At 62.3% G+C, this 17,058-nt stretch carries 18 protein-coding genes; 15 read left to right on the top strand and 3 right to left on the bottom strand.

Annotated elements, in window-relative coordinates:
• Nucleotides 1-10 precede the first annotated feature (10 nt).
• The 9 genes from HWQ56_RS28400 to HWQ56_RS28440 all read left to right on the top strand — a co-directional run bounded on the left by HWQ56_RS28400 (nt 11) and on the right by HWQ56_RS28440 (nt 7,890).
• Nucleotides 11-814 carry an aspartate dehydrogenase gene (locus HWQ56_RS28400; protein ID WP_158152729.1) on the top strand — a complete coding sequence of 268 codons (804 nt, stop codon included), beginning with the start codon at nt 11-13 and terminating at the stop codon, nt 812-814.
• Nucleotides 815-823: 9 nt separating this feature from the next.
• Complete coding sequence (locus HWQ56_RS28405; RefSeq protein ID WP_158152728.1) at nt 824-2,320, top strand: aldehyde dehydrogenase; 1,497 nt, start codon at nt 824-826, stop codon at nt 2,318-2,320.
• Nucleotides 2,317-3,294, top strand: a complete 978-nt coding sequence (locus HWQ56_RS28410; protein ID WP_158152727.1) for a VOC family protein — start codon at nt 2,317-2,319, stop codon at nt 3,292-3,294. The genes HWQ56_RS28405 and HWQ56_RS28410 overlap by 4 nt, the downstream gene beginning before the upstream one ends.
• Entirely contained in the window at nt 3,291-3,608 is a 318-nt protein-coding gene (locus HWQ56_RS28415; RefSeq protein ID WP_158152726.1) for a hypothetical protein, read from the top strand. Before HWQ56_RS28410 ends, HWQ56_RS28415 begins: the two co-directional genes overlap by 4 nt.
• Nucleotide 3,609: 1 nt before the next feature.
• Entirely contained in the window at nt 3,610-3,837 is a 228-nt protein-coding gene (locus HWQ56_RS28420) for a recombinase-like helix-turn-helix domain-containing protein (RefSeq protein WP_158152725.1), read from the top strand.
• Between the two features lie 19 nt (nt 3,838-3,856).
• Complete coding sequence (locus HWQ56_RS28425) at nt 3,857-4,891, top strand: aromatic ring-hydroxylating oxygenase subunit alpha (RefSeq protein WP_158152724.1); 1,035 nt, start codon at nt 3,857-3,859, stop codon at nt 4,889-4,891.
• The gene (locus tag HWQ56_RS28430) at nt 4,888-5,325 is read left to right on the top strand and encodes a RidA family protein (protein WP_176572278.1); all 438 of its coding nucleotides are present in this window, start codon (nt 4,888-4,890) and stop codon (nt 5,323-5,325) included. Before HWQ56_RS28425 ends, HWQ56_RS28430 begins: the two co-directional genes overlap by 4 nt.
• A gap of 3 nt (nt 5,326-5,328) precedes the next feature.
• Complete coding sequence (locus HWQ56_RS28435) at nt 5,329-6,288, top strand: PDR/VanB family oxidoreductase (protein WP_176572279.1); 960 nt, start codon at nt 5,329-5,331, stop codon at nt 6,286-6,288.
• A gap of 372 nt (nt 6,289-6,660) precedes the next feature.
• Nucleotides 6,661-7,890 carry a hypothetical protein gene (locus HWQ56_RS28440; protein WP_176572280.1) on the top strand — a complete coding sequence of 410 codons (1,230 nt, stop codon included), beginning with the start codon at nt 6,661-6,663 and terminating at the stop codon, nt 7,888-7,890.
• Nucleotides 7,891-7,953: 63 nt separating this feature from the next.
• On the opposite strand, the gene HWQ56_RS28445 is transcribed toward HWQ56_RS28440, so the two are convergent.
• A complete protein-coding gene (locus HWQ56_RS28445) occupies nt 7,954-8,766 on the bottom strand; it encodes a helix-turn-helix domain-containing protein (RefSeq protein ID WP_176572281.1) in 813 nt (270 codons plus the stop codon).
• Nucleotides 8,767-8,954: 188 nt separating this feature from the next.
• On the opposite strand from HWQ56_RS28445, the gene HWQ56_RS28450 reads away from it, so the two are divergent.
• The 3 genes from HWQ56_RS28450 to HWQ56_RS28460 are packed head-to-tail and all read left to right on the top strand — an operon-like array spanning nt 8,955 to nt 12,155.
• The gene (locus HWQ56_RS28450; RefSeq protein ID WP_158152719.1) at nt 8,955-10,397 is read left to right on the top strand and encodes an alanine/glycine:cation symporter family protein; all 1,443 of its coding nucleotides are present in this window, start codon (nt 8,955-8,957) and stop codon (nt 10,395-10,397) included.
• A gap of 16 nt (nt 10,398-10,413) precedes the next feature.
• Nucleotides 10,414-11,154, top strand: coding sequence for an aspartate/glutamate racemase family protein (locus tag HWQ56_RS28455; protein WP_245217810.1), 741 nt, complete (start codon nt 10,414-10,416; stop codon nt 11,152-11,154).
• Nucleotides 11,151-12,155 (top strand): asparaginase, encoded by a 1,005-nt coding sequence (locus HWQ56_RS28460; protein ID WP_176572283.1) that lies wholly within the window; start codon nt 11,151-11,153, stop codon nt 12,153-12,155. The genes HWQ56_RS28455 and HWQ56_RS28460 overlap by 4 nt, the downstream gene beginning before the upstream one ends.
• 566 nt (nt 12,156-12,721) lie before the next feature.
• Here HWQ56_RS28460 and pdxR read toward each other — a convergent pair.
• Nucleotides 12,722-14,263, bottom strand: a complete 1,542-nt coding sequence (gene pdxR / locus HWQ56_RS28465; RefSeq protein ID WP_176572284.1) for a MocR-like pyridoxine biosynthesis transcription factor PdxR — start codon at nt 14,261-14,263, stop codon at nt 12,722-12,724.
• A gap of 92 nt (nt 14,264-14,355) precedes the next feature.
• Between pdxR and HWQ56_RS28470 the strand changes: the two genes are divergently transcribed.
• The 3 genes from HWQ56_RS28470 to HWQ56_RS28480 are packed head-to-tail and all read left to right on the top strand — an operon-like array spanning nt 14,356 to nt 16,110.
• The gene (locus tag HWQ56_RS28470; RefSeq protein WP_176572285.1) at nt 14,356-14,979 is read left to right on the top strand and encodes an FMN-binding negative transcriptional regulator; all 624 of its coding nucleotides are present in this window, start codon (nt 14,356-14,358) and stop codon (nt 14,977-14,979) included.
• Nucleotides 14,980-14,988: 9 nt separating this feature from the next.
• Entirely contained in the window at nt 14,989-15,432 is a 444-nt protein-coding gene (locus HWQ56_RS28475) for a GNAT family N-acetyltransferase (RefSeq protein ID WP_176572286.1), read from the top strand.
• Nucleotides 15,433-15,441: 9 nt separating this feature from the next.
• Nucleotides 15,442-16,110, top strand: coding sequence for a GNAT family N-acetyltransferase (locus tag HWQ56_RS28480; RefSeq protein WP_176572287.1), 669 nt, complete (start codon nt 15,442-15,444; stop codon nt 16,108-16,110).
• Here HWQ56_RS28480 and HWQ56_RS28485 read toward each other — a convergent pair.
• The gene (locus tag HWQ56_RS28485; protein WP_176572288.1) at nt 16,107-17,000 is read right to left on the bottom strand and encodes a homocysteine S-methyltransferase family protein; all 894 of its coding nucleotides are present in this window, start codon (nt 16,998-17,000) and stop codon (nt 16,107-16,109) included. The two genes, HWQ56_RS28480 and HWQ56_RS28485, sit on opposite strands and share 4 nt — an antisense overlap.
• Nucleotides 17,001-17,058: the final 58 nt, after the last annotated feature.

Raw genomic sequence — 17,058 nt, forward strand, 5'->3', positions numbered from 1 at the left:
GGATTGCGCCATGCTGCATATCACCATGATCGGCTGTGGCGCCATTGGCGTCGGCGTGCTGGAACTGCTGGAGAAAGACCCGACCCTGTGCGTTGACCATGTCATCGCTTCGGCCGGGTCCGAAGACCTGGTGCGCCAGCGCCTTGCCAGCTTCGCCAGGCCACCGCAGGTACTCACCACCCTGCCCGCCGACGCGCGCCCCGACCTGTTGGTCGAATGCGCCGGCCACCGCGCCATCGAAGAGCATGTGTTGCCTGCGCTGGAACGTGGCATCGCCTGCCTGATTGTCTCGGTGGGCGCACTTTCAGAGGTCGGCCTGGTGGAACGCCTGGAGGCAGCGGCCGAGCGCGGCCAGACCCGTATCGAACTGTTGCCTGGTGCCATCGGCGGTATCGATGCGTTGTCTGCCGCCAAGGTCGGCGGCCTGGACGCCGTGAACTACGTTGGCCGAAAACCGGCACGGGCCTGGAAGAACACCCCAGGCGAGCACGCTTGCGATCTGGATGCCATCACCGAAGCAACGGTGATCTTCCAGGGCAGTGCGCGCTTGGCCGCGCAGCTCTACCCCAAAAACGCCAACGTGGCTGCCACCCTGTCGCTGGCTGGCATCGGCCTGGACCGCACCCACGTGACGTTGATCGCCGACCCGCACAGTGACGAAAACGTACACCAGTTCGAAGCCCGTGGCGCCTTTGGTGGCTTCGAGCTGAGCCTGCGCGGCAAGCCGTTGCAAGCGAACCCGAAAACGTCCGCCCTTACCGTCTACAGCGTGGTGCGTGCCTTGGGCAACCACGCCCATGCGATTTCCATCTAGGGGATGAACATGACCTTGGAACAGACTCTACCCATTTGCATCGCCGGCCATTGGCGCCTGGGCCACGGCGAGCGCTATGCCAGCCGCTACCCCGCCACTGGCGAACCCGTGGCCTGGCTCAACGCCGCCAACCTGAACGACGTAGAAGAAGCCGTGCAAGGCGCCCATCAGGCGTTCCTGCATAGCGGCTGGGCCCAGCGCAAACCCCATGAGCGCGCCAGCGTGCTGTACCGCATCGCTGCGTTGATTCGAGAGCGCAGTGAAGAACTGGCCCAATTGCAACGCCAGGACAACGGCAAACCCATCGGTGAGACGCGTGCCTTGGTGGCCAGCGCTGCAGGTACGTTTCAGTTCTTCGCCGCCGCCTGTGAAACACTGGAAGAAACCATCACGCCGTCGCGCGGCGACTTCGTGACCATGAGCGTCTATGAACCCATGGGGGTGGTGGCGGCCATCACCCCCTGGAACTCGCCCATTGCCAGCGAAGCGCAGAAGCTAGCCCCAGCGCTGGCCGCCGGTAATGCGGTGGTGATCAAGCCGGCGGAAATCACCCCGCTGCTGGCCCTGCAATTGGCGCGCATCTGCGAAGACGCCGGCCTGCCCAAAGGCTTGGTCAGCGTACTGCCCGGCAAGGGCTCGGTGCTGGGCGACGCCCTGACCCAGCACCCGCTGATCAAGCGTGTGTCGTTCACTGGCGGCACTCGAACCGGCAAGCATATCGCGCACATCGCCGCCGAGAAGATGATGCCGGTGTCGCTGGAGCTGGGCGGCAAGTCGCCAACCATCGTCCTTGACGATGCTGATCTCGACCACGCCGTCGCCGGTGTGCTGTACGGTATTTTCAGCTCCTCGGGCGAAGCGTGCATCGCAGGTTCGCGGCTATTCGTAGCACGCTCGCTGTATGAACCCTTCATGGAGCGCCTGGTGGCCGGCGCGGCAACATTGCGCCTGGGCGACCCGGCCGACGAAACCACGCAAATGGGGCCATTGATCAGCGCCAGCCATCGCGAATCGGTAGAACGCTATGTGGCCCTGGGGCTGGCCGAAGGGGGCACCCTGCGCCTGGGTGGGCAGCGCCCTGTGGGCGGTATCTACGACAACGGCTATTTCTTCCCGCCCACCATCATCGAAGGGCTGACCAACAGCCAGCAAACCTGTCAGGAGGAAATCTTCGGCCCGGTGCTGGTAGCCATGCCGTTCGATGACGAAGCCGAACTGATCGAACAGGCGAACGACAGCCTGTATGCATTGGCAGCCGGCATCTGGACCGGTGACTACAAACGCGCCTGGGCGCTGGGCCGCAAGATCCAGGCCGGTACGGTGTGGATCAACACCTACAAGCAGTTCTCTATCTCCACGCCTTTCGGCGGCTGGCGCGACAGCGGCCTGGGCCGGGAAAAAGGCCGCCTGGGCATTGTGCAGTACATGGAACAGAAGAGCCTCTACTGGGGCATGAACGAACAGCCTCTGGCCTGGGCCAGCGGGCACCAAGGGGTAGCGTCATGAGCGTTTCAGGTATTGATGAAGTCACCTACGGCGTCGAAGACCTCGACACCTGCGCGCGCTTCTTTGCCGACTGGGGCCTGAACAAGGTCAGCGAACAGGCTGACGAAGTCGTCTTCGAAACCCTCAACGGCTGCCGCGTGGTGCTGGCTGCCATCGACAAGCCTGGCCTGCCGCCGGCCATTGAAAGCGGCTCGACCGTGCGCGAAGTGGTCTGGGGCGTGTCCAGCGAAGCCGACCTGGCGCTATACAGCGAACGCATCGCCAACGACCCGGGCTTCGTTGAAGGCAACGGCCGCATCGGCTGCACAGACCCCAACGGCCTCGCCATTCGCCTGCAAGTGACCCGCAAACGCGAACTGGATATCGAGTGCAGCGGGCACAACACCTGGCAAACCAAGGGCCGCATCAATAAACCCGCACCGATCTATGAGCGCGCGACGCCCATAGAAGTAGGCCATGTGGTGTTCTTCGTCACCGACGTGAATGCCTGCGAAGCCTTCTACCACGACCGTTTCGGCTTCCAGGCCTCGGACCGCTACCCCAACCGCGGCGCCTTCCTGCGCACCGCCGAGGAAGGTGGCCACCATGACCTGTTCATGCTGCAACTGCCTGCCCCGCGCGCCGGCCTGAACCATGTGGCCTTCACCGTTCGCGACGTACACGAAGTGTTTGGCGGTGGTATGCATATCTCGCGCAGCGGCTGGGCCACTGAAATCGGCCCGGGCCGCCACCCGGTGTCGTCGGCGTTCTTCTGGTACTTCAAGAACCCCGCTGGCGCGCTGATCGAGTACTACGCCGACGAAGACCAACTGACCGGCGAATGGCAACCACGGGAATTCGAGCCCGGCCCTACCGTGTTCGCCGAATGGGCCATTGCAGGCGGCATCGACGGTCACACCCGCCGTCAGCAACACGTTGAAGCGCCCCAGGGAAAATTCCTCACCGACAAGCCAAAAGAAGGCGGCCAGCGATGAGCGAGCACCTGCTGCTGACCGTGCTGCTCAAGCACGACCAGTCCAAGAACCTGGAAGACATCCAAGGCCACATGAAAAAGGTGGGCTGGTGGGAAAGCTTCCCGCCGCAAGGCGTGGAAGTGGTGTCGTGGACCGTGGCCATGGGCCTGGGCCAGATCGTCACCCTGCGCCTGCCTCCAAGTTTGCTGGGCAAGGTCAACGTTGAACTGGAGCGCGCCGCCTGGGGCGTATTCCGTACCGAATGCTACGCCACTTATGACTTTGTACCCGTGCGCGAAATGATCCGCGAACGGGTGCGCAATGGAGGCCAATGACATGAGCAATACCGAACCCTACGTGCAGCCCCATCAGGCACGCAAACGCCCCAACACGCCATTCGAAGAACTGTTGGGTGACTCCATCGAACGTGCCTACGGCAGTGGTATCGCCGACCTGCCTGCGCTGTTGGCACACCTGAACCATGCCGGCCCGCCCTGCCCCCTGACCTCTGGCGAGTGGACCGAACAATCCTACAAGACCCTGATGGCCCGGCTAGGCGCGTAAGACGCCGAGGTAAAAGAACATGAATATGCACGTGACCGCTGACCCTGTTGAGAACCTCTTGGCCAACGGCCTGAAAGACCTGTGGTTCCCGATAATTCCTTCCGAGTTGCTGGCTGAAAAACCGCTTTCTGTTCGGCGCCTCGGCTACAAGATCGCTTTATGGCGCGATAACGATGGCCGGGTGCATGCGTTGGAAGACCACTGCCCGCACCGCGGTGCGCCGCTATCCCAGGGCCCGGTACTGGGCGACCGCCTGCAATGTCCTTACCACGGCGTCGAAGTACGCTGCGACGGCACGGTCACCAAGGTGCCCGGCAGCCCGGGTTGCAAATTGGAAGGTGCACGCCCCACGCGCATGTTTCATACCCGTGAGGCGGCGGGCGCCATCTTCCTGTTCAATGCCACCGACCCCCATCTGGAAACGCCGCCGGAACTGGTACTGCCCGAGCAACTGACCTCCCCCGAGTGGAGCAGCTTCCTGTGCTACACCGAATGGAAAGGCGATTACCGCTACGTGCTCGATAATGTCATGGACCCGATGCACGGCACCTACCTGCACAAGATGTCTCACTCCATGAGCGAGGGCGAAGCCACCGCCAAGTTCGTCACCCGCGACACAGACCAGGGGTTCTTCTTCGAGAAAGAAGGCCAGCGCGGCGTCAACTTCGACTGGACCGAATTCCTCGATAACGGCTGCCACTGGCTGCGGCTGGAGATCCCCTACCCGAAAACGGGCGGCCCCGGTGGCAATTTCACCATCATCGGCAGCTATACCCCCAGCAGTCGTTCCCTGGCGGCGGTGTTCCACTGGCGCGCCCGCCCGCTCACCGGCTGGCAGCGCGATACCTGGCGTTTCCTTTACAAAAACCGCCTGGAAGCCCGCCACTGGGCCGTGCTGGAGCAAGACCGGGTATTGCTGGAATTCATGGAACCGGACGCCAACCAGCGCGAAAACCTTTACCAGCACGATCTCGGCGTAGTGCGCCTGCGTCGTTACCTGAAGAGCCAGGCCAAAGCCCAGCTTGAACTGATCGAAGCGAAGCAACTGCCATGAGCGCCGCTGTTCAGCGCATTCAGGCGTCGAGCTTGCCCGAACTGGCCACGGCCAGTTGGTGCAATGCCCTGCTGATCGGCAATGAGGTGGTGATGTCCGGCATGACCGGGCATCCCGCCACACGTACTGCCGCACTGGCCGGCGCACCGCTGGGCATCTATGAACAAACCCTGCTGGTGCTGAACAAGGCTCGCGCTCTGGTCGAAGCGGCTGGCGGCCATATCGGCAATATCTACCGGCTCACGGTGTACCTGACGGCCATCGCCGACAAGGACGAAGTGGGCCGCGCACGCCATGATTTCTTTCACGGCTTTGCCCATTTCCCTACCTCCACCCTGGTTGAAGTGAGTGCTTTGGTATTCCCTGAGCTGGTGGTGGAAATCGAAGCCAGTGCCCGGCTCGACATTGATCTACGTGCGGCGCAGGAGAGCTGACCCATGTCCAATTCCAACACCCTCACCGCGCGGGTTCGCACCCTGCGCCATGAAGCAGAAGGCATCATCAGCGTTGAGCTGACCCCTTTCGGCGATACCGTGTTCCCCCCTTTCGAGGCCGGCTCGCACATTGACCTGCACCTTCCCAACGGCCTGGTGCGCAGCTATTCCCTACTCAACTCGCCAACCGACCAGGGCCGTTATGTAGTGGGTATCCTGCGTGATCGCAACGGCCGCGGTGGTTCCGAGTATGTGCACACTCAAGTACGGGTGGGCATGCAGCTGACGATTTCGCGGCCTCGCAACAACTTTTTCCTCGATCTGACCGCCAGGCATAGCGTGCTGGTAGCGGGTGGCATCGGGATCACGCCGGTCTACTGCATGTTTCGCCAACTGCTGGCCTTGGGAAAATCGGCGCAACTGATCTACTGCGCCCGGTCGCGACAGGAGGCAGCGCTGGTGGAGGAGCTCACCGGCCTGGAGGCCAATGTGGTTTACCACTTCAACGACGAAAAAGGTGCACCGCCCGACTTGTCCCATTACCTGGCCGACCAGCCCAGCGACACCCATTTCTACTGCTGTGGCCCGACACCGATGCTGGATGCCTTCGAGAGCACTTGCGAGCGTCTGGGTTATCCACACGCCCATATCGAGCGCTTCGCCGCCGAACAAGTGCCGCCGAGTGATGAGGCGCAAGCGAGTTACAGCGTGGAACTGGCCAGGTCCGGGAAAACACTGAAGGTAGAACCCGGTTTGAACTTGCTCGATGTATTACTGGAAGCCGGGTGTGATATTGATTACAGCTGCAGAGAAGGCGTGTGCGGCTCGTGTGAAACCAAAGTACTGGAAGGCGACGTCGACCACCGTGATGGTGTATTGACCAAGGCGGAACGAGCGGCCAACAAGTCCATGATGGTGTGTGTATCAGGGTGCAAGAGTCAGCGACTTGTACTGAATATATGATCCAATAACGCAGTGTTCAGCCGGCCTCCAGGGCCGGCTTTTTTATGCCCTGTTTGTGGCCCTTGTGCACTAAAGAAGCACGCAATGGTTACCGCGGCCGGCAGGCGTTCCAAGGACGGTACATAGGGCACCGTTTCACATGTAAAGCATTGAAAGAAAAGAGTTTAAATTAAATGATCATTGATATTTGGTGCTGGCATAGTTCCTGCTAGATCATTACAGAGTTCACACGCAAGACGGTGATCCACCGATAAAACAGTGAACCCCTTGTTATTGACGAGTGTGGCGCGACCTTGGTGCGTTATCCGCGCCGCAGCGTCCTGTTGCCTGTTGCTTTGTAACCGAACTGATTGGGCAGGGTTGGGGAACGTGATGAAAAAGACTGTGATTTGCTTGGGCCTGATATTCAACAGCTTCGCCGCACTGGCGGCCGAACCGGGGCCTGCGGCACCCGATGTGCCCAGTGAGGTGAAAAAACCATTTCCACATATTTCCTGGCGAAGCGACGATGGCGATAGCAGCCTCGATATAGGTGGAGCATTACGCACCAATTATCGTGATGAACATTGGAAGACCACAGAAAACAATGGTCGTTTTCTCTTTGATACTTTCCGCCTTGATGTAAAGGCCACTTATAAAAAGGCCTATGGCGACATCGGTTATTGGTTTCAGGATGATGGCAAACACTCAGTGGACCACGGATACGTCGGGTACCGCTTTGACAGTGCTTCTAACTTGCAACTGGGCGCACCCTTCAAGCCTTTTGGCCTGGAACCTTATCCACAGTTCGGTTGGAGTTACCATATTCCCTTTTTCATGGGCTATGGCGTGAGTGCCGGTACCGGTCTCAAATACAGTTACAAGGACAAGGACTGGGACTTGCAACTCGGTTATTTCCCACGCATGTTGCCTTCCGACCTGCGCTACTCGCCTGAAATCGGCCGTTACGCCGACCTCGATAACAATGCCGTGGCCATCACTCAGTCGCGCCAGGACAATGAAAAGCGCAACCAGATCAATGCCCGTGTTGCGCGTACCTTCCGTGGCAGCGACTGGAGCACTGAAATCGGCGCATCGCTGGCCGCTTCCCAACTGTACAACGCCACTACCGACGACAATGGCAGCTACTGGGCGGCGGGAGTCCACGGTATCTTCAATAAAGGCCCATGGTCGGTTACAGGCCAAGCCATCCGCTACGAATACGACCCGAAGAACCCGACAGGCGTGAGCGATGATTCTGTTCTGATGGGCGGCAACGGCCTGACCCCAGCCTACCTGATCGCTGCCAAGGCTACGCTTGCCTCGGTCAACGTTGGCTACGACATCTACACCCCGGCGCTGGGGCAACTGAAGAAGATCAAGCTCTACAACGACTACAGCCGCATGATGAAAGACAAGAGCGGCTGGGACGACTCGCAGATGTTCACCGTGGGTGCGCAATTCATCGCCATGCCGATCATGGCCTGGGTCGATTTCACCTGGGCGAAGAACGCCAACCCCTTTGGCGGTTCGGAAAACGGCACCGGCTGGACCAGCACCTCGTCGAGCGGAAGCAACGAGTGGTACTACCGCACCAACGTGAACATCGGTTACTACTTCTGACTTGCCCCGCCACCGCAACCTCTGTAGCCGCAGCCTGGCGGCAGCGGCTACAGGATTCGCGCGCTATCCAATCTGGAACAACCCATCCACCACCTGCGTCTGCGCCAGGCGCTCGCGCAGGTCGCTGTCGATCTCCGGATCGTCCGGCAGGTACAGGCGCACGCGCTGATACGCCTCGACGCGGTTGATGTCCTTGCCTAGAAACTCCCACACCACCCGACTGCAGGCCGGCGCGCGATGGTCCGCGGAAGAGACGCCTATCTTCAAACCATTGAGCCGCTTGATCCGCGCCTTGTAGCTGGGGATGAGCACCGTCTGGCAGATTTCATTGGACGTCAGTGACTCGTAATCCAGGAAAAACAGGCGATTTTGCAGGGAATAGGCCACGCCCAGGTAGCGATAACGCTCGTAATCTTCACCTTTGGCTGCCGGTGATTGCAGACGTTCGCTGCGCTCATAGGTATAGTGCCCGCCCTCTTCGCGCAGGTGCACGAGCGAGCACAGGATGCGCCCAGGAACCGACATGGAATGGTAGTACTCGTAGTAGTACCCCACATGGGCGGCCAGGTCGGGCGAAGAACGCTGACGCAGATGCTCCAGGGCGCGTTGCGGTCCGGAGGACTGCGGCAGTTCGACGGCGTGCCGGTTGCGCACGCCAATCAGGCGGGCGAACTGTACTTCCGGCAGCCCTATCTCGTACTCCTCGACCCCAAAGAAGTCGCAGATGCGCTTGAGGTTGTAGGGCGTCGGCACACTCTGGCCGCTGAGGTATTTGTTGAACTGCGCACGGTTGATATCCAGGCGCCGGCACACCTCGGCAATGGACGGGTAATGCCGACAAAGCAATTGCAGGTTGGCCGGGAGGTATTCACGCATGAGCAGCTCGTCGAAATGGCGCCAAGGAGCGCGAAGGTAGCATCAAGTAGCATCATTTTCCATCAACCCGCGAAATTGCTCCAAACGGGTCAATCGCCAACCATTTGCGCCTTGAACCGGGCGTGGGGCATTGCACCCGTACCAGGCAAATTCGCCAACATAAAAAAACAAACAGCGAGGATTACTCCATGCTTGAAGTCATCAACGACTTCCTCTCGGGCAAAGTACTGATCGTGCTTATTGTCGGCCTCGGCAGCTACTTCACGATCCGCTCGCGTTTCGTCCAGCTTCGTCACTTCTTCCACATGTTCGCCGTGTTCCGCGACAGCCTGAAAAGCAGCTCGGGGCAGCTCAGCTCGTTCCAGGCGCTGATGCTCAGCCTGGCTGGCCGCGTGGGCGCGGGCAACATCGCCGGTGTCGGCATCGCCGTGACCCTGGGCGGCCCGGGCGCTGTGTTCTGGATGTGGGTCACTGCCCTGGTGGGCATGTCCAGCAGCTTCTTCGAGTGCACCCTGGGCCAGCTGTACAAGCGCTGCGACTCCGAGGGCCAGTACCGCGGTGGCCCGTCGTATTACATCCAGCACGGCCTGGGCAACCGCAAGGTCGGCATGCTGATGGCTATCCTGCTGCTGGTGACCTTCGGCTTCGCCTTCAACGGCCTGCAATCCCACGCCGTGACCCACTCGCTGAACAACGCCTTCGGCCTGGACGTCAGCAAGACCGGCATCGCCCTGGCCGTGCTGCTGGGCCTGGTGTTCGTGGGTGGCATCAAGCGCATCGCCAAGGTCGCTGACCTGCTGGTACCCGTGAAAACCCTGGTGTACATCGGCGTGACCCTGTACGTGATCGGCCTGCAGTTCGAACACGTGCCCGCCATGCTGGAAACCATCGTCAAGAGCGCCTTCGGTTTCGACCAGGCCTTCGGCGGCCTGGTAGGCAGCGCGATCGTCATGGGCGTGAAACGCGGTGTATTCGCCAACGAAGCCGGTCTGGGCAGCGCCCCGAACGTGGCCGCGGTGGCACAGGTCGAGCACCCTATCGCGCAAGGCGTGGTCCAGGCGTTCAGCGTTTTCCTGGACACCTTCGTGATCTGCACCTGCACTGCCCTGCTGATCCTGCTGTCGGGCTTCTACACCCCGGGCTTCGAAGGTGACGGCATCGCGCTGACCCAGAACTCCCTGGCCGCCGTGGTCGGTGACTGGGGCCGCATGTTCATCAGTGTGGCACTGGCCCTGTTCGTGTTCACCTCGATCCTCTACAACTACTACCTGGGCGAAAACAGCCTGCGCTTCCTGGTCGGTGAAAACCGCAAGGCGCTGGTTGGCTACCGCGCACTGGTCTTGGCGCTGATCGTGTGGGGCGCGGTGGAAGACCTGAGCACCGTGTTTGCCTTCGCCGACATCACCATGACTCTGCTGGCGTTCGTCAACCTGATCGCCCTGGCCCTGCTGTTCAACGTTGGCCTGCGCCTGCTGGCCGACTACGATGCGCAACGCAAGGCCGGTATCAAGACCCCGGTATTCGATGCCGCCCAGTTCCCGGACCTGGACATCGACGCCAAGGCCTGGCCTGCCGTCTCGGCACCGGTAGCCGCTGAAAGCGCAGCAAACCTGGCCCAGGCTCCACGCTGACATGGCCGGGGCATTCATGCCCACCCACCTGGCCCCGGGCGATTACGTCGCCCGGCCCAGGCTTGGGATCATCACCGGCTCGGGGCCTGAAGCCGGGATGGACATGTGGGCCAAGCTGCTGGAAGAAAACCGCCGCCGCCTAGGCGAGGCCTTCCGCGGCGACCTCGACGCCCCCGCGGTGTCCATCATCTCCGACCCCGAACTGGGGTTGTCGATGGAACTGCACAAAACCGAACAACAGGTGTGGAACGCGCTGCACCAGGACATTCTTGCCCTGGATGGCAAGGTCGCGGCCTTCGCCATCGCCTGCAATACCTTGAACCTGTTCGCCGAACGCATTCGCGCCCTGAACCTGCAAACCGCGTTCGTCTCCTTCTGCGACGTGCTGGAGGCGTTTCTGCTTCGCAATGGCCAGCAGCGCGTTTGCCTGCTGGGCGCGCGGCCTGTGGCGGAGCTGGGTGAGTGGTCACCCTACCGCTCGCTGCGCCAGCACGTGGCTTTCGAGCCTGCGCCGGCCCAGGCCTTGCATCAATTGATCTATGACATAAAGGCACTGGGGCCAAAACACCCGGATCTCAGGCCGCGTTTCACCCGCATGCTGGAGGGCATCGAATCCGACACGGTGCTGCTGGCGTGCACCGAACTGCCGTTGATTGCCGATATCGATACTGACAAACAACTGGTCGATGTCACCCAGCTGGTGGTCGAGGCGTTGCTCGACCATACCGGCGTCATTCGTGAGGAGACCGGGACATGAGCCCAGCCCAAGCAGTACCCGCGCGCCAGGTCATGGTGCTCTACACCGGTGGCACCATCGGCATGCAAGCCACCGCCAATGGCCTTGCCCCCGCGTCGGGCTTCGAACAACGCCTGCGCGAGCAACTGGCGGAACACCCGGACCTGGCCATCGCGCCGTGGCGCTTTCGTGAGCTGCTGCCACTGATCGACAGCGCCAACATGACACCGCAATACTGGCAACGCCTGCGTGAAGCCGTGGTACAGGCCGTGCAGGCCGATGGCTGCGACGCGGTGCTAGTGCTGCATGGCACCGACACACTGGCCTACAGCGCGGCCGCCATGAGCTTCCAATTGCTGGGCTTGCCGGCCCCGGTAGTGTTCACCGGCTCCATGCTGCCCGCCGGTGTGCCAGACAGTGATGCCTGGGAAAACATCAACGGTGCCCTGGTGATGCTTGCCCAAGGCGTGGCTGCCGGCGTGCAGCTGTATTTCCACGGCGAATTGCTGGTCCCGACCCGCTGCGCCAAGGTACGCAGCTTCGGCCGTAACCCGTTCGCGGCGCTCAAGCGCAGCGGCGGGGTGGCCCGTGCCGACGCGGTGCCGGCGGCGCTCGCCTATGACCAACCCAAGGCGCTGGGCAATGTCGCGGTATTGCCCCTGTTCCCGGGTTTTGGCGCAGAGCCTCTGCAGGCGGTGCTGGGCAGCAGCGTGCAGGCGCTGGTGCTGGAATGCTATGGCAGCGGCACAGGCCCGTGCGACAACCCAGGCTTCATCGCCGCCCTCAAGGCTGCCCATGAAAGCGGCGTCGTGATCGTCGCCGTGACCCAATGTCACGAAGGCGGCGTTGAATTCGACGTCTACGAGGCCGGCAGCGGGCTGCGGGCAGCCGGTGTACTGGCCGGTGGCGGCATGACCCGCGAGGCAGCGTTCGGCAAGCTGCACGCGCTGCTGGGGGCAGGCTTGCCCGTAGCTGAGGTCCGTCGCCTGATGGAAGTCGATCTGTGTGGTGAACTGGCCTAGGCCACACCTGCACAGAAATCCCCCGGCCCGGCGCTCCCCCCATGGGGCCGGGCGGTGCGGTATGCCTGATGCCCCGCGGTGCGGCCTTCCCGAGCTTCGCCCGGTCCCACAGGGGTTGCCGCGCAGGCATGGCTTGCGCTGTGGGACCTGTCGCCGTGGTATGCCTGATGCCCTGCGGTGCGGCTTTCCCGAGTTTCGCCTGGTTCCACAGGGGTTGCCGCGCAGGCATGGCTTGCTCTGTGGGACCGGGCGCCAGCTCGGGAACCAGGCGCCGCGGTATGCCTGATGCCCCGCGGTGGGGCCTTCCCGAGCTTCGCCCGGTCCCACAGGGGTTGCCGCGCGGGCATGGCTTGCGCTGTGGGACCTGTCGCCGTGGTATGCCTGATGCCCTGCGGTGCGGCTTTCCCGAGCTTCGCCGGGTTCCACAGGGGTTGCCGTGCAGGCATGGCTTGCTCTGTGGGACCGGGCGCCAGCTCGGGAACCAGGCGCCGCGGTATGCCTGATGCCCCGCGGTGCGGCCTTCCCGAGCTTCGCCCGGTCCCACAGGGGTTGCCGCGCGGGCGGTGCTAGTCTTTCCAGGCCTGGCGCAAGCGATCGAGCGCGGCCAGCGTGGCGGCGGGCGCCACGGCTGCGAACCCGAGTACCAGACCGGCCCGGTTATCCACAGGTTCAGCGGACTCAGGCAGCCAGTAATGGCTCAGCCCGTTGAGCTCAACCCCCGCGGCTTCTGCCGCAGCGACCAACCGCTCCTCCCGCGCCACACTGTCCACCGCTACCGTGAAATGCAGGCCCGCAGCCACGGGTGGCAATGGGCCGACCCCTGGAGTATCCGCAGGCCAGTTGCCCAGCAAAACATCCCGGCGCGCCAGCGCAGCCCGACGCATGCGGCGGATGTGACGTTGAAAATGGCCCTCGGCGATAAAGCGCGCCATCACCCGCTGGATACCGATCTCGGAATGGCGCAGGGCAACGGCGCGCTTGCGCGAGAAAGCCTCGACCAGCCCCGCGGGCACCACCAGGTAGCCAAGGCGCAAGCCAGGAAAGGCCACTTTGCCGAACGTGCCGACATACAGCACCCGGCCGCTGCGATCCAACGCTGCCAAAGGTGCCAGCGGCGCACCGCTGTAGCGATACTCGCCGTCGTAGTCATCCTCGACCACCCAGCCCTGGTGGCGCTCGGCCCAGTCCAGCAGCGCCAGGCGCCGGGCCAGACTGAGCGTCACGCCCGTTGGGTACTGATGGGCCGGCGTGACATACACCATGCGGCTTGGCTCTCCCTCATCGAGCGCGCTGCACACCAACCCTTCCCCATCCACCGGCACGCCCTTAAGCTTTGCGCCTGCATTGATGAACGCATGACCCGCCGCGCGATACCCCGGGTTTTCCACCGCAACCCTGTCCTCAGGATTCACCAACAGCTGTGCACAAAGGCTTATGGCCTCCTGAGCCCCGGTGGTGATCAGAATTTGCTCAGCGCTGCAATTCAACCCACGCGAGCTGCGCAAATAGGCCGCGATCAAGCTACGTAGCTCCGGGTCACCGGCAGGGTCGCCATAGCCAAGCAGTTCGGGCGCCGGGTTGCGCCAGAAGTCCCCGTAAAGCTTGGCCCATGTGGCGAAAGGAAAGAGATCGAACGCCGGAATACCTACCCTGAACGCCCGTGGCGGACCGCTGCGAAAAGGTGGCAAATGGTGCTCAGCCAGCCGTTTGCAAGCCTCGGTGTGGATAACTTCACTGGACACACACCCAGTATTTTCGCCCCATTTTGTGGATAACCCTGTGGGTAAACCCAGGGATAACCCTGTGGACAGTTTTGTGGATAGTTTTTCAGTTACGCCCTCCAACACCGCCACATAGGTACCGTCCCCCACCCTGCTGGCGAGATAGCCCTCGGCGTACAATTGATCATATGCCCGCGTCACGGTATTGCGCGAAACACCAAGCGCCCGCGCAAGGTCCCGGCTGGCCGGCATACGCGTACCCCTGCCCAACCGCCCATCAAGAATGCGCGCGCGCAGGTTCTCGTATAGCCCGCGACTAAGGCCAAGCTTGGCGTTCAACTGAATGCCGGCCGGGTCGAATGGCAGAGCGGCAGTGGTCACGGTCACGTTATTGGCTCTATGGAAATGGCTATAAATGGATCTTACAAAGGTCCAATCGGCTGCCTAGGATAGGCACATCCGCCGAGGAAGATCGAGCCATGTATTTACCCACAGCTTTCCACGACACCGACATCGAGCGCCTGCAACAGCAGATGGCCGCGACCCGCCTGGCTATCATCGTCACCCATGGGGACCAAGGCCTGCTAGCCAGCCATGTACCCCTGTTGCTGGACCGTGAAGGCGAGTTCGGTACGCTGCGTGGCCATCTGGCCCGCGCCAACCCACAGTGGCGTGACCTGGCCAACGGCAGCCAGGCCATGGTGATTTTTGCCGGTGCCGATGCCTATGTGAGCCCCGGCTTCTACCCCAGCAAGGCCGAGCACGGCAAAGCGGTGCCGACCTGGAACTTCCTGGCCGTGCATGCCTACGGCCACGCCGACGTGTTCAGCGACCCCGAGCGCTTGCATGCGCTGGTCAGCAGCCTGACCGACCACCACGAGGCCCGTCAGGCGCAGCCCTGGACGGTCGAAGACGCCCCTGCCGATTACCTGGAGAGCATGCTCAAGGCGATCGTTGGTTTCGCCCTCCCCATCCAGCGCCTGGAAGGCAAGCGCAAACTCAGCCAGAACCGCAGCGCCGAGGATATCGCTGGCGTGCAGCGCGGCCTGGCCAGCAGTTCCGACCCCTTGGACAACGCCGTTGCCCAGCTCATGACGCAATAAGGAGACACCATGGCCATTGAAATCCGCCCGGTCAGCGCCGATGACCACCCTCACTGGCTGCCCTTGTGGCACGCCTACCTGCGCTTTTATGAAACCCACCTGGCACAGGAGGTCTGCGACTCGACGTGGCAACGCCTGCTCGACCCGTCCGAGCCCACCCATTCGGCCTTGGCCTGGCACAACGGGCGCGCCGTCGGCATGGTGAATTTCATCTACCATCGTTCCAACTGGAGCATCCAGAACGCGTGCTACCTGCAAGACCTGTACGTGGCCGAAGATACCCGCGGGTCGGGGGTTGGCCGCCAGCTGATCGAACATGTTTACGCCACGGCGGCCACCAATGGCTGCAACAAGGTGCATTGGCTGACCCACGAAACCAATGCCACGGCCATTGCGCTGTATGAACGCGTGGCGGAGCGTCCGGGCTTTATCCAGTTTCGCAAAACCGTATAGGAATTGATCATGTCCAACCCCCTCACCGACTGGCAACCGGCTGTATTGCCCAGCGGTTCGACGCTGCAGGGCCGCTTCATCCGCCTGGAGAAACTCGACGTCGCTCACCATGGCGATGATCTGTGGGCCGCCTTGCAGGGCCCCGACCCGAAGCTATGGGATTACCTGCCATACGGACCGTTTGCCGAGCGTGGCCTGTTCGATGCGTGGCTGAAAGGCCAGGCCGCCGGCAGCGACCCGATGTTCTACACGGTGCTCGACAAGGCCACCGGCAGGGCCGAAGGCATCCTCAGCCTGATGTCCATCGTGCCGGAGCACGGACGTATCGAGATAGGCCACGTGGCCTTCGGTGCGCCTATGCAACGCACACCGAAAAGCACCGAGGCGGTGTACTTGCTCGCCAAGCTGGCCTTCGCCCTGGGTAACCGCCGGCTCGAGTGGAAGTGCAACAACGACAACGCGCGCTCCAGGCAAGCAGCCGAGCGTTTGGGCTTCACGTTCGAGGGGGTCTTCCGCCAACACATGATCGTCAAAGGCCGCAACCGCGACACGGCCTGGTATTCGATCACCGACGCCCAGTGGCCGCACGTGCATGCCGCGTTCGAGGCCTGGTTGGCCGATGCCAACCAGACCGCGCAGGGTCAACTGAAGACCCTGAGCGAACTTCGCGCCGGTTAAAGACCTGCCGCCAACACCGCGATGTGCTCCGGGCCGATCCCACAGCACCCGCCAATGTGGGTCGCGCCCCGCGCGCGCCAGTCAGCGGCCCACTGCAGGTAGCCGGGCGGGTCCAGGTCCTCGCGCAACGGGTCCAGGCCGTCGTTGGCCGTCGCATCCTTGGGCTGCGGGGGGAACGCATTGGCATAAGCGCCGATGGCCACGGCCGCGCCCATTGCCGCAAAGGTTTCCCGCGCGGCATCGATGGCGGCACCGATCACTTCAGGCTGGCTGCAGTTGAACAGCAGCACCTGCACCCCCAGTTCAGCCGCGGCCTTGGCCGCGTCCACCACCGGTTCGCCAGAGCGCAGACGCGGCACCTCGTCGGTGTCCTCGTCCTTGAGCGTGAACGACAGCCAGAACGCCTTGCCATCTGCTGGCAAACCGGCACGGATGGCACGAGCTTCGGCAATGCAGCTTTGGGTCTCGGCCAGCCACAGGTCCACGTGAGGGGACAGCCCCTGAATCAGCGGTTGCAGTAATTCCGCCACGCGCTGGGGCTGAAACAGGTCTGGGCGATAAGAGCCGAACAACGGCGGCAGCGACCCTGCCACCTGCACGCCCGGTTGTACATCGGCTGCTTGCCGCGCCAGGCGGCCAGCGACATCGGCCAAGGACTGCCCCTCACGGGCGAAGCGCTCTTCGCCAATATGAAAGGGCACCACCGCGTAGCTGTTGGTGGTGATGACCTGAGAACCACTGTCGATATAGGCGGTGTGAACATCGCGTACTGCATCCGGCGCTTCGCCCAAGGCCAGCGCAGACCACTCGGGCTGACGGAACGGCGCCCCGCGACGCTGCAGCTCCCGGCCCATGCCACCATCGAGAATTACCACTGGCGCTTCAGTCATATGCAATCTGCTTATATCGATATGAAAAAAACTCACTATGAGCGAGTTACTTATAACT

Origin of the sequence: Pseudomonas eucalypticola, from assembly GCF_013374995.1 — a bacterium.
Classification (GTDB): domain Bacteria; phylum Pseudomonadota; class Gammaproteobacteria; order Pseudomonadales; family Pseudomonadaceae; genus Aquipseudomonas; species Aquipseudomonas eucalypticola.